This is a genomic window from Vibrio sp. FF145 (genome assembly GCF_041439075.1).
GTDB classification, from domain to species: domain Bacteria; phylum Pseudomonadota; class Gammaproteobacteria; order Enterobacterales; family Vibrionaceae; genus Vibrio; species Vibrio tasmaniensis_A.
In genome coordinates this window covers 40,928-54,174 of sequence record NZ_JBGONH010000035.1, presented here as the reverse complement: position 1 = coordinate 54,174, position 13,247 = coordinate 40,928, and the positions used below count along the sequence as shown (strand labels likewise).

The window sequence follows — 13,247 nt, the reverse complement described above, 5'->3', positions numbered from 1 at the left end:
TGGCTACGCGGCTTATGATGGTCTGCATCAAGTCACTAATGTGGGGTGCTTAGCGCATGCTCGGCGCAAGTTCATGGATGCGAAGAAGCTTCAAGGGAAAGGTAAATCGGGCAAGGCTGATAAGGCGCTGGCTAAAATCCAAAAACTCTACGGGATAGAATCACGCTTAAAAGGTGCGCCTGCCGAAGAGCGAAAAGCAGAGCGTCAAGCGTATGCCAAGCCGATACTGGATGAGCTTTATCAATGGATGACAACCCAGAAGGTGATAGGCTCTAGCCCACTAGGCAAAGCGATAAAATACACGCTCGGGCAGTGGTCAAAGCTCATTCGTTATATCGACGATGGTCACTTATCTATTGATAATAATCGCGCTGAACGCGCAATTAAACCACTGGTCATTGGCAGGAAGAACTGGCTGTTCTCTAATACACCAAACGGTGCTGATGCGAGCGCGATGCTTTACAGCATCATCGAGACCGCGAAAGCCAACGGCCTTATTCTTTACGACTACATGGTCAAGTGCATGAAAGAGTTGGCGAAAGCAGAGCCTGATATCGACGCACTCCTACCTTGGAACTTCAAACACTGACAAGTCGCCCCGTGGGTTCGTGGGGCGGATACCTTGTTTTGGTCAATTTTATCGTAATGACGTATTAGGTTTTCCCGAGAACACTGACCATCAAAATATTCGTAACTTCATGACTCATGGCTGGAGCGGAGTACAGTTTTCTCAGCCTGCGCTGATTGCAAAATCGAAGTAACCACTAACTAGATAACTATTAGTAAGTAGTAGGTCGAAACTTAATGTCGTATCTTGAAGCGAGAGACCAACCTCTCGCTTTTTTGTATATGATGAACAGGCTCGCAAACTCTTGACTAGCTTCGTAAGCTACTGAATAGGCAAGGCAGACAGGCATTTACGGCACATGCAAGCACCAGTTTTTGGAATATTGCTAGTATCACGCTTCTCTAACTCAAAGCACCAACACGTCTCTTTACCCGCACTAATATCGCATTGAGCTGGCTCATGACACTGCGGACATTGGTGAGTCGAACTCTCGCCACTAAGGTTATCCATGACTGACGTTCGTTCGTCTTCAGATAAGCCTTTCCAACCTATAATTTCATCCATTGTTCGAAAGCAGCCACTGCACATTCCGCCATTATTTTTACAAGCCGCTCGGCAAGGTGTTTTCATCTATCTAACCTATGATTCATTTGGGCTGAAATGTAGCATATTTGTTTCCTTTTTAAGAGTCATCAAACCAAAAACACAAGGGTCTGTTGATCTTTCGAGCTGATTTTTGCAGCACTTTGTGGGAAATTTCTACAAGGCAGAGGCTTTGAAGTGTAGCTAGCCTACATGAGAAGCCGATAACACAGTAGAAATGAACCACAAAGGCTGCCCGAAGGGTTCGGTTAGAATCGTTTTATACTTTGTTAAGATGTATTTACTTAGAATGACTAGGCTACATACATCTTGCCGCGCCTAAAACGATTCTATCTCGAACAAAAATTTAACCACGAAAGGTCAACAGACCCTAAGTAAAATCGACAAATGACCTCGTAATTTAAAGGCTTTTCATGTAGCATCTCGCCCCTTTTGTTGAGTGGGGGATATTATGTTTATTGGGTTTGATTATGGAACAGCGAACTGTTCTGTCGCGGCGATGGTTGATGGAGAACCAAGCCTGTTACCATTAGAAGGTAGCAACCATTATATTCCCTCAACGGTATTTGCACCTACTCGTGAGAGCGTTTCTGAGCACCTATTTCGCCATTTGAATATCAAACCGAGTGATGCGATTGGTGAGCAGGTGTTGCGACGTGCTATCGCTCTGAACCGAGAAGAGAGTATCGACCTAGTGCCAGAAGACATGGCATTTGGTCAGGCTGCATTGGACCTTTATTTGGAAGACCCTCGTGACGTTTATTACGTTAAGTCCCCTAAGTCTTTCCTTGGTGCCAGTGGATTGCATGATGTTCAGGTGAGTTTCTTCGAAGATTTAGTGTGCGCCATGATGGCGAATATCAAGCATCAAGCTGAAATCACGACTCAAGAGCCGATCAAACAAGTTGTTATTGGGCGACCAATTAACTTCCACGGTCGTGGTGGTGAAGAAGCAAACCGACAAGCCGAAGATATACTCTCACGTGCAGCCAAACGTGCAGGTTTCCTTGATATCGCTTTTCAGTTTGAACCGGTCGCTGCAGGCCTTGATTACGAAAGTACTCTGACTGAGAACCAAACGGTATTGGTTGTCGATATTGGTGGTGGTACCACCGATTGCTCATTGTTAGAAATGGGGCCAAGTTGGTCTGGTAAAGCGAACCGCACCCAAAGCTTGTTAGCACACAGTGGACAAAGGGTAGGGGGTAATGATCTTGATATTTACCTTGCCTTCAAACAATTGATGTCACCTTTCGGTATGGGTAGTAAGGGTATTTCGGGTATCGATATGCCGTTGACTCAATTCTGGAATCCAATTGCGATAAACAATGTAGAAGCTCAAAAAAACTTCTATTCAAGGGAAAACCTAGCCGCGTTAAAGTTACTTCGTAAAGAAGCTTCAGAGCCTCAAAAGTTAGACCGTTTAATGAAGGTCTATCACGATACTTTAGGTTACAGCATTGTGCGTCGGGCGGAAGAAGCCAAGATTGCATTGGCAGAATCCTCCCAATATCGAACAGCAATCAATGTTGCATCAGAGCTGATTGAAGTGGATATCTCCGTTGATCAGATGATAGAAGCGATTGACACGCCAAAATCTAAGATGATTGAATTGGTTAAAGAAGCGATTCAACAAGGTCAGAAAAAGCCAGATGTCATCTACATGACGGGCGGTTCTGCCCGTTCTCCTATTCTTCGAGAAGCAGTACAACAAGCCGTACCGAATGTGCCAATTGTGAGTGGTAACTATTTTGGTTCCGTAACTTCAGGCCTAGCACGTTGGGCTGAGGTTTGCTTCAAATAAGAATGTACTAACTTGTATTAGGGCAACCAGTCACGGATTGGTTGCCCTTTTTTTGTATTTTCTCTAGTGAACTTTCAATAAAGCAATAGCCAATAATTAATAAAGCAACTTATCCTAGTTCAAATTGGGAATTGTTTCACAAGGCTAAATATTTCAGTACGGCTCATTATGTTACAGGATGTTTCTAAGTTAATGGTATGTCGCAGAATGGTCTGGAAAGTCGTTTGTAGCTTAAGTGTCTAATGCTGTTTTTATGATTGGAAAATCAAAAAATCAAAGGTTTTTATATCAAAGAATACCAAAAATTAGCTTGAGGTTTGTTTTTAATTCTTTGTTTTTAATGGTATTTTTTGTTTTTATAGCACGATTTTTTTTATTTTATATATTTTAATGCAACTTTTTTGTCAGTCGTATATTAGTGTTTTCCCACTTGTTAAATGCAGGTAACAACCTCTTCGTAAGTACGAGGTTGTTATGGAATCACTCTCCCAGTTACAAATGGATATGACAATGAATAAGAAACTTTTAGCGCTAGCAATTTCTGGTGCAGTATTTGGTACACAGGCAGTTGCGGTAGAGCTTTATAACGAAGACGGTACAGCCTTCTCTGTTGGTGGTCACGTTTCTGTAAACCTGAATGGTTCAGAGAAAGGCGATACGGATGTTGGTACAAACTCACCACGTATCAACTTTAATGCTACGCAAGAATTAGGTAATGGCTTCACAGCTGACGCTAAAGGCGAATGGGCGCTTAATTACCTAAACGGTGGTGATGAGTCGTTTACTACTCGTCTTGGTTACGTAGGTTTAACTCATGATGAGCTAGGTCGTGCTGTTGCAGGTACGCAGTGGGCGCCATACTACGATGTAGCTTCAGCTACTGATATGCCGATCGCTTTCGCGAACGATTTCTTATACGACAACCACGGTGCGCTAGGTACTGGTCGTGCAGACAAAATGGCAAGTTACCGCAACGGATTTGATTTTGGTGAAGCGGGTGAGCTTAGCTTTGGTCTAGGTTGGCAGGGTAGTAACACAGTAACGACAGACGTTTACGATGACACAGATATCAACGATATCATTCACTCTCGTACAACAGTTGCGTACGATGATCGTATTCAAGCGACTCTTGGTTACTCAATCGCTGGTGTTAAATTGGGTTATGCCTTCAACACTGGTGACTTCAAAGAGGGTGGTGTTTCTAAGACGGCTGAATCTCACCTAGTTTCTGCTGCATACGGTTCTTACGGTTCAGGTTTATACCTAGCAGGTATCTACGCTTCAAACGAAAACATGAACGTAGGTCTTGAAGAAAGTGATGCATATGAATTGCTAGCGGCTTACGCTTTAGCGAACAGCTTAAACTTAAGCGTTAACTACGAAGTTGTTGAAGGCGAAGCGACGAAAGGCGCGGCAACACAAACTGACCGTGAAGAGCTAGCTCTACAAGCTGAATACAACTTTACTAGCAATGTTGTTGGCTACACTGGCTATCAGTTTGATCTAAACGATGCAGACAACAGAAAAACTGACGACAAGTGGACTATTGGTGCTCGTTTCTACCTATAAGTCGCGACTCATTTAGTTTGACCACTATTATGCATAGTGTTTACTCCTTAAATTTACCTTTTTGGATACTGTCCTAGACACCATGCTAAGCCCTCTCAAGCCTTTTGGTTTGAGAGGGCTGCTTTCGTTCTATACGCATCTTTTTTAGCTTTTCCTTCATGTTACCCAGCCATTCATTTCATCTACGTAGCTATGGCTCTTGTCATCAGTTCTTATACGTCGCGATCTTCGGATAAAAGTATTTAAATCATTTAATTGAGCTAAAGATCAGAATTTAGATATTGATAACCATCTTGTCGAAGATTCTCTTTTAATGATGCGGTAAACTCTGCGCTCCAAAAAACAGTTTAGGGACAAACTATGAGCAGCGTTGTAGATCAGGAGCAATTGATGAATTCGAAACGAACAGCAACACCCAGCAAAGTACTGTGTATTGGGCGCAATTATGTTGATCACATCGAAGAGCTTAATAATGTTATCCCTGACTCTATGGTGGTGTTTAATAAGCCGAGCACTAGCGTTACGTCTTCTCTATCATCTTTCCATCAAGAAACGTTACATTATGAAGCTGAAATCTGCTTCATTGTTGAAAACGGTGAATACTCTGCCGTGGGGCTAGGTTTAGACCTTACCAAACGCGAGTTACAAAGTAGTTTGAAGGCAAAAGGTCTGCCTTGGGAACGTGCTAAAGCTTTTGATGGTTCTGCTGTTTTTAGTCGCTTTGTTCCCATAGATAACTTGGACCTCTCTGACTTAAACATAGAGTTATTTATTAACTGTGTCCGCGTTCAAAAAGGGCATGTTGAACAGATGCTTTATTCCCCACAGACCATCCTCGAAGAGTTATCTTCTTATACGACTTTGCTTGACGGTGATGTTGTGATGACGGGCACTCCGAAAGGTGTTGGAGAGGTACATCAAGGTGATATTTTCCTTGGTCGTCTAAAGTGTGGCGAAACCACTGTGATTGAGATCGAGTGGGTTGCACGTTAATTAGTCTTTTGTATTTAGTTAATAAATTGGTTTTACTGTTCATTGATGGTGTTTAATTCGATCAATTTAACACCTAGCAACTGATTGCATCTGGAAGGGTGTTAGTAATTGATATAAAATTCGCCTCCATTTTTATCAATACTGAAACCCATGATCGATTTAACCATCCTACCTGTTTACCTGACGGCCGTTGTAGCTCTTCTCCTTTTACCAGGCCCTGATATGTTACTCATCGCAAGCTCAAGCATGAGCTATGGCCGTAAAGTCGGTGTGTTTGCGAGCTTAGGTAATGCGACTTCTGGAATTATCCTGACAGTATTGGCAGCAATGGGCGTTTCAGCATTGATTGCGATGAGTCCAGTGGCTTTAAAAGCCCTTCATCTATTAGGCGGTGCATACTTATTAAAGATGGGGTGGGATTGTCTTCGAACAGAACAGGGCAATGCGCCTGAGTTAAGCGACAACCGTGCTGCAAAAGCGTACTACCAACGAGCACTTATTAGTAACCTGCTTAATCCTAAAGCGTTGGTTTTTTTCGTGATGTTCTTACCGCAGTTTGTATCGACGAGTATTGAAGCGACTTCGGGTGAGCAGATGCTCGTTCTGGGTTTATTGCTGAATGTGCTAGGTTTGACGTTCAACTTTTTACTTGTGGCATTAGTGGGTACTATTGGTAAATCTTTGGTAGAAAATGCTAAGTTTCGTACCTATCAGCAAAAAGTGATGGGCGGAGTTTTTATCGTGCTAGCGGTGTGGATGTTGTCTTCTTTCTTTACCTCGTAGACTGCAACTCAAACAGTTTGTCGCGGTTAGCCGCCGATACAAAAATGGACGCTTCGAGCGTCCATTTTTTATGTCTATCAGTTACATATTGCACTTCATGGAACTGATTTTTTGAAAGAATGATGATCTAAGAGTTCAACTCCTTCTGGTGTTGTTCGATGAGCCTATCCATGTACTCTTCACCGCGCTTGCGAGTATCGTCATAGGTTTCTGTCCCTTCGAACTTTGTTACCGTCTCATAATAAACCTTAACTTTTGGTTCTGTTCCTGAAGGGCGGACGATAATGCGTGAACCATCCTCGAGATGATAGATGAGTACGTCACTTGCTGGCAGGTTAATCGCCTCGGTAGCCCCACCGACAATAAAGCGCAAAGAAGACTGCAGATCTTCAATCACAGAGATAGTGACACCGTTTATTACTTTTGGTTGTGCCGAGCGGAGTTTAGAACCAATCGATGGTGAATCTGGGTCTAGGGCAATACTTCGTTGCGCGTTGGTATGAACCCCATGTTCAAATGAAATTTGAGCGAGAAGATCCCAAACGGTTCGCCCTTGAGATTTTAACTCCTCAACCAGTTGAGCAAACACGACGATAGCAGACAGTCCATCTTTGTCTCGTACCTGAGTGCCAATTGTGTAGCCTAACGCTTCTTCATAGGCGAACAAGAACTCGTTTTTCTCATCTTCTAATTGCATGCCAATATTCGCTAACCATTTAAAGCCAGTTAGTGTTTGGAAGTAAGTCGCACCGTGAGAATTAGCCACTTTCTCAAGTAGAGTTGAAGATACGATACTGTTACCAACTAACTGGTTTTTAGTGTGTGGCTTTGATAGCAAGTAGTGCGCGAATAACACACCCACTTGGTCACCTGTTAGCATTTTGTAGGAAGCATCTTCAGTTCTGACTTTATCATCGGTTCGAACGGCAACGGCAAATCGGTCTGCATCTGGGTCATTAGCGCAAGCGATGTCGGCATCGACACTTTTTGCTAAGTTAACCACAAGATCCATCGCGCCTTTTTCTTCCGGGTTGGGGAAGTTTACGGTTGGGAAGTGACCATCTGGTTCTCTCTGTTCGGCAACACTGAACACCTTATGGAATCCAGAATCATGAAGTAGATCTTCCGCCATTTGTGCGCCGACACCATGCATAGCGGTATAGGTGATGGTGGTGTTCGCCGATTCGATCTCTTTACTCACGTGTGGGCTCTGGTTGATCGCAGCGCGGTACGTTTGATAATAGCCTTCAGTTAACCATACCAACTTACCCTGTGTTTCAGCGTCACTAAGGCTCATCAATGGGATGGCCTTGGTCGATGCGATGTCTATTTCAGCAGCAATGCCTGCATCATGAGGGGGAATGATTTGAGCGCCATTCTCCCAGTACACTTTGAAGCCATTGTACTCCGGCGGGTTGTGGCTGGCCGTCACGACAACCGCCGCTGCCGCGTTGAAGTGCTCAATACCAAAGGCAACGATAGGTGTCGCAGCAACATTCGAAGTTAGGTAAACCTTAATACCTAAAGCGGTGAGTACAGAAGCTGTATCAATTGCGAATTGCTTTGAATCTAAACGGCCGTCGTAGCCAACCACTACACCACGCATAGAGGCATTTGCGACATGTTCAATTAAATAGTGGCCAAGGCCTGTGGCCGTTTCTTGTATGACCAGGCAGTTCATTCTATTTGGGCCGCATCCGACTTTGCCGCGCAGTCCCGCTGTTCCGAATTCTAATCGTTGAATAAAGCGGTCTTCAAGTTCGTCGTGCATTCCCTCATCGATAAGGTATTGAAGCTCTTCACGAGTTCTTGGGTCTGGGTCTCTCGCTAACCAGTTCATTGCATCTTGCATAATCACTAAACCTTTTAATATCGGGGTGTCTTTCTGTTGATTTAATTTAAATGATACTGATTATCATTTCTATGAAAGCAATCGTAAAACTCGATTTAAAATAAATTCCAACAGCAAGGGAAAGGCATATGGGTAAAGCCACTTCAAATAATTGACTGTTTAATAAGTAAACTTACCTTGAACAATTGGATATCACTAACTAGCCTTTTACATAAATATAACAAAACTTAACAAGTTCGTCGTTTTTGAATCTTTAGTGGAAACTTACAACGCTTATGATCCGTATAGGTTCTTAAGTTCAGATGATGTCAGCAGCCCGTTTACAGGCTAGCTCCATGTGAGTTGTAGATTGAGATTCAGCTTTTCATGTTCAGCTGGAATAACAATGAATGTTGTCTGGCTCGGAATGACACATAGCTCGTAATGACATGTAGTTCGTAATGAAACGTAGCTCGCAACGAATATAGCTCGTAACGAAACACAGCTCGCAACGACATTTAGGTCGCAAGTATCCAATTAGGAAGGATAAGGAGAGATCTTTTGAAAAGATTACTGGTTAGGCTAGCGTGGCTTTTGAAAAGTTTTGTTGTGGTTTTGGTGTCGCCTTTGGTGCATGCAAGCAGTGAATACAACATGACTCAAGGTGTCACTGAGATCAGCGGTAAGGTATACGAGCTTCATATGCTGATCTTCTATATCTGCTGTGCGATTGCCTTTGTTGTTTTTGGAGTGATGTTCTATTCGATTCTGAGGCACAGAAAGTCGAAGGGTGCGGTTGCTGCCCATTTTCACGAAAGCACGAAAGTAGAAATTCTTTGGACCATCATTCCTATTATTATCCTTATCGCTATGGCGATACCCGCCACTAAAACCTTAATAGCGATGGAAGACACCTCCCAATCAGATCTGACCGTAAAAATCACAGGGTCACAATGGAAATGGCACTACAGCTATTTTGGTGAAGACGTTGAGTTTTTCAGCCTCCTAGCAACCAGTGACAAAGAGATTGAAGGCATCGAAGTGAAAGGCGCGCATTACCTGCTAGAAGTTGATAAGCCACTTGTACTGCCTATCAATCGTAAAGTCCGCTTTTTGATGACTTCCGATGATGTGATTCACTCATGGTGGGTGCCAGCATTCGCCGTTAAGAAAGATACCATTCCAGGTTTTATTAATGAGGCTTGGACAAAGATAGATGAGCCCGGCGTCTACCGCGGGCAGTGTGCAGAGTTGTGTGGCCGCGCTCATGGTTTCATGCCGATAGTGGTGCATGCCATGGAAGAAGACGAGTTTGACGCATGGCTAGCAGAACAGAAAGAGTTGGCGATAGCCGAACAACAAGCCGCGAAAGATGCATTAGATGCGTCACTTTCTTTGGAAGAGTTGAATACCATCGGTGAAGAGGTTTACAAAACTCGTTGTGCGGTGTGTCACCAAGTTAACGGCGAAGGTATTCCCGGAGCATTTCCTGCCATAAAAGGAAGCCCTATTGCGCTTGGCGATGTGGATGTTCATATCGACACTATTGTTTATGGTCGTGGCGGGACGGCGATGCAAGCATTCGATAATCAGTTAACTGAGAAAGAGATCGCAGCGGTAGTGACTTATCAACGAAACGCTTGGGGTAATGACACTGGCGATATTGTTCAGGCTTCAGATGTGAACGCTTATAAAGCCAAGCAAGAAGGCGGGGAACAAGCTTCTGACGAACAAGGTTCAACGGATGAAACGAAAGGCTCAACGGATGGAACGCAAGGTTCAACGGATCAAGCACAAAACGATGCTAAGGAGTAGTTATGAGTTCACCAATCAATAAGCCGGTGAAATCGGCTCCAGCAGAAGACCAAGCACTGAGCCATTCTACGGAAGGTACACTAGGCAATAATGATTTTCCTGTTGATGATCACGACTCACATGCGGCACCCAAAGGTTGGGCGCGTTGGCTGTACTCAACCAATCATAAAGACATTGGTACATTATATCTTTGGTTCAGTTTTGCGATGTTCTTAACGGGTGGTGCGATGGCGATGGTCATCCGTGCTGAGCTATTCCAACCGGGTTTGCAACTCGTTGAGCCCGATTTCTTTAATCAGATGACCACAGTCCACGGTTTAATCATGGTATTTGGTGCGGTGATGCCGGCATTTACGGGCTTGGCTAACTGGATGATCCCGATGATGATCGGTGCTCCAGATATGGCGCTGCCGAGAATGAACAACCTCAGTTTCTGGATTCTGCCTTTTGCATTTTTAATCTTGATCGGATCTTTGTTTACTGAGGGAGGCGGGCCGAGTTTTGGTTGGACATTTTATGCTCCGCTCTCAACAACTTATGGTCCAGACAGCACCGCGCTATTCGTATTCTCAGTTCATATTATGGGGATCAGTTCGATCATGGGGGCGATTAACGTCATCGTAACCATAGTGAACATGCGTGCGCCGGGCATGACTTGGTTCAAGCTACCGATGTTCGTATGGACTTGGTTAATTACCGCTTTCTTGCTAATAGCCGTGATGCCCGTTCTCGCGGGTGCCGTCACCATGGTACTGACCGATAAATACTTTGGGACGAGCTTCTTTGATGCCGCAGGTGGTGGGGACCCGGTGATGTTCCAGCACATATTCTGGTTCTTTGGACACCCCGAAGTGTACATCATGATCTTGCCGTCTTTTGGTATTGTCTCGGCGATCATTCCTGCATTCAGTGGCAAGCGTCTGTTTGGTTACCACTCTATGGTGTACGCGACTTGTAGTATCGCATTGTTGTCATTCTTGGTTTGGGCGCACCACATGTTCACCACAGGTATGCCAGTATTTGCCGAGCTGTTCTTCATGTATTGCACCATGCTGATTGCGGTGCCGACCGGTGTGAAAGTCTTCAACTGGGTGGCGACCATGTGGCGCGGGGCTTTGACCTTTGAGACGCCAATGCTGTTTGCGATTGCCTTCATTGTTCTGTTTACGATAGGTGGGTTATCCGGATTGATGCTCGCTATCGTGCCTGCTGATTTCCAATATCACGATACTTACTTTGTGGTGGCTCATTTCCACTATGTTCTGGTGACAGGCGCCGTGTTCTCTATTATGGCTGCTGCCTATTATTGGCTGCCTAAGTGGACTGGGCATATGTACGATCACAAGCTCAGCCTGTGGCATTTCTGGACGTCGGTGATTTCAGTCAATGTACTGTTCTTCCCTATGCACTTTTTAGGGTTAGCGGGTATGCCGCGTCGTATTCCAGATTACGCCATTCAGTTTGCTGATGTTAACCAAGTCGTGTCGATTGGTGGCTTTGCCTTTGGGTTGTCTCAGTTGATTTTCTTATGGCTAGCTATTAAGTGCGTAAGGGGCGGAGAGCCTGCACCAAGCAAGCCTTGGGATAGGGCTGAAGGGCTAGAATGGACAGTACCAAGCCCAGCGCCTCACCACACCTTTACTCATCCACCTAAAGTAGATTAGAGGGATGAGCTATGAGTGATAAGCAAAGCGATCCCAATCAAGATAAAAAGCAACCAAAGCGCCTGTCTAATAAGCGATCGATTAAAAAGCTGACGGGCTACTTGGTGTTGAGCGTGGTGGCGATGTTTGGCTTCGGTTTCGCTTTGGTGCCGCTCTACGATGTGATGTGCGAGGCCTTAGGCATTAATGGCAAAACTAATACTGTTTCAGCGGTGCAACCTCAGGGAATGCAGCCTGATTACTCTCGTACTGTTCGTGTTGAATTCATGTCGCACATTAAGCCAGATATGCCGTGGCAGTTCTCGCCTGAAGTTCGAGTGTTAGAGGTTCACCCTGGTGAAGTGGTTCAAACTAACTACATATCAAAAAACCTATCTGGAGCCTCATTGGTTGGCCAAGCCGTACCATCGGTTTCTCCAGGTATGGGGGCAACTTACTTCAATAAGATGGAATGCTTTTGCTTTAATCAGCAGCCATTGGACGGGCACAAGAGCGCAGAAATGGGTTTGATATTTTACATTGAGCCAGATATTCCAGAATCGATACATACACTCACGCTCTCATATACGCTGTTTAACATCACGAGTCAGGTGAGTGGAAAGGCAAGTAAGCCTGAAGTGAGTACATCAACATTGAGCACACTACAATCTGGCTCACCAAAAGCGAGCACACTCGCAAGTAACTAGGGATTTACAGAACCAGTATCAACATAAGGAGTTGAGCGATGAGTTCTAAAAAGGAAGTTTATTTCGTTCCACACCAAAGCCACTGGCCATTGGTGGGTGCTGTAGCACTGTTTTTGGTCGCGGTTGGCGCTGGCTTGACGGTGCAAAACATGGGCACCGACGCTGCTGGCGGCGTGTTTGGCAAAGCGGTGTTGTTAGTCGGGTTTGCTGTGCTGCTTTACATGCTCGCAGGTTGGTTTAGCAATGTGATCACAGAATCATTGAGTGGTCTCTATTCTGAGCAGATTTCTCGTTCTTTTAGACAAGGAATGAGTTGGTTTATTTTCTCTGAAATCATGTTCTTTGGCGCTTTCTTTGGCGCGCTTTTCTATGCTCGAATGATTTCTGTGCCTTGGATTGGTGGCGCGGGTAATAATGAAATGACCCATGAAGTATTGTGGCCGATGTTCCAATCAATATGGCCACTAACTACTACCCCTGATGGTGTGACGACACAAGCCATGCCTTGGCAAGGTATCCCTCTTAAGAACACCATTATTCTGCTGCTTTCCTCTGTGACGCTGCACATGGCACATATCAGTCTTGAACAAAATAAGCGTATGGCTTTGATCGTCTGGTTGGAGATAACCATTGTTCTGGCTGGCTTCTTCCTGTTCTTCCAAGTTGAAGAGTATCTTCACGCTTATCAAGAAATGGGGCTGACACTTCAGTCTGGTATCTATGGCAACACCTTCTTCTTGTTGACCGGATTCCATGGCTTGCATGTCTGTTTAGGGACGATCTTTTTGATTGTGTTACTGGCGAGAGTTGCGAAAGACCACTTCACTCCGAAAGACCACTTTGCGTTCCAAGCGGGCAGTTGGTATTGGCACTTTGTTGATGTGGTTTGGTTAGGTCTGTTCGTGTTTGTCTATGTACTTTGATGATGTAC

Annotated in this window: 11 protein-coding genes and 1 pseudogene; 10 read left to right on the top strand and 2 right to left on the bottom strand. The window is 44.6% G+C overall.

Features of this window, described 5'->3' with window-relative positions; genetic code table 11:
* Together ACED42_RS14215 and ACED42_RS14210 are read left to right on the top strand one after the other, a co-directional pair.
* The coding region (locus ACED42_RS14215; protein ID WP_371703003.1) for an IS66 family transposase at positions 1–589 on the top strand (589 nt) is incomplete at its 5' end.
* A gap of 28 nt (positions 590–617) precedes the next feature.
* A pseudogene (locus tag ACED42_RS14210) lies at positions 618–761 on the top strand (HopJ type III effector protein); the annotation flags it as partial.
* Between the two features lie 128 nt (positions 762–889).
* Here ACED42_RS14210 and ACED42_RS14205 read toward each other — a convergent pair.
* Positions 890–1,198, bottom strand: coding sequence for a DUF1289 domain-containing protein (locus tag ACED42_RS14205; RefSeq protein ID WP_009845670.1), 309 nt, complete (start codon positions 1,196–1,198; stop codon positions 890–892).
* A 424-nt stretch (positions 1,199–1,622) separates the two neighbouring features.
* Between ACED42_RS14205 and yegD the strand changes: the two genes are divergently transcribed.
* The 4 genes from yegD to ACED42_RS14185 all read left to right on the top strand — a co-directional run bounded on the left by yegD (position 1,623) and on the right by ACED42_RS14185 (position 6,320).
* On the top strand, positions 1,623–2,975 hold the full coding sequence (gene yegD, locus ACED42_RS14200) for a molecular chaperone (protein ID WP_371703001.1): 1,353 nt from the start codon (positions 1,623–1,625) through the stop codon (positions 2,973–2,975).
* Positions 2,976–3,485: 510 nt separating this feature from the next.
* Complete coding sequence (locus ACED42_RS14195) at positions 3,486–4,544, top strand: porin (protein ID WP_102249374.1); 1,059 nt, start codon at positions 3,486–3,488, stop codon at positions 4,542–4,544.
* A gap of 360 nt (positions 4,545–4,904) precedes the next feature.
* On the top strand, positions 4,905–5,537 hold the full coding sequence (locus ACED42_RS14190) for a fumarylacetoacetate hydrolase family protein (RefSeq protein WP_009845667.1): 633 nt from the start codon (positions 4,905–4,907) through the stop codon (positions 5,535–5,537).
* Positions 5,538–5,687: 150 nt separating this feature from the next.
* Positions 5,688–6,320, top strand: a complete 633-nt coding sequence (locus ACED42_RS14185; protein WP_009845666.1) for a LysE family translocator — start codon at positions 5,688–5,690, stop codon at positions 6,318–6,320.
* Between the two features lie 127 nt (positions 6,321–6,447).
* Here ACED42_RS14185 and ACED42_RS14180 read toward each other — a convergent pair whose 3' ends face one another.
* Positions 6,448–8,172: a phospho-sugar mutase gene (locus tag ACED42_RS14180; RefSeq protein WP_371702998.1), complete on the bottom strand. Its 1,725-nt coding sequence runs from the start codon at positions 8,170–8,172 to the stop codon at positions 6,448–6,450.
* 540 nt (positions 8,173–8,712) lie between these two features.
* Between ACED42_RS14180 and coxB the strand changes: the two genes are divergently transcribed.
* From coxB to ACED42_RS14160, 4 genes are read left to right on the top strand one after another with little or no spacing between them, the layout of a single operon-like run.
* Positions 8,713–9,966 carry a cytochrome c oxidase subunit II gene (coxB, locus tag ACED42_RS14175; RefSeq protein WP_371702996.1) on the top strand — a complete coding sequence of 418 codons (1,254 nt, stop codon included), beginning with the start codon at positions 8,713–8,715 and terminating at the stop codon, positions 9,964–9,966.
* 2 nt (positions 9,967–9,968) lie between these two features.
* Positions 9,969–11,630 carry a cytochrome c oxidase subunit I gene (ctaD, locus tag ACED42_RS14170; RefSeq protein ID WP_371702995.1) on the top strand — a complete coding sequence of 554 codons (1,662 nt, stop codon included), beginning with the start codon at positions 9,969–9,971 and terminating at the stop codon, positions 11,628–11,630.
* Positions 11,631–11,641: 11 nt separating this feature from the next.
* Positions 11,642–12,316 (top strand): cytochrome c oxidase assembly protein, encoded by a 675-nt coding sequence (locus tag ACED42_RS14165; protein WP_371702993.1) that lies wholly within the window; start codon positions 11,642–11,644, stop codon positions 12,314–12,316.
* A gap of 38 nt (positions 12,317–12,354) precedes the next feature.
* Entirely contained in the window at positions 12,355–13,239 is an 885-nt protein-coding gene (locus tag ACED42_RS14160) for a cytochrome c oxidase subunit 3 (protein ID WP_009845661.1), read from the top strand.
* Positions 13,240–13,247 lie beyond the last annotated feature (8 nt).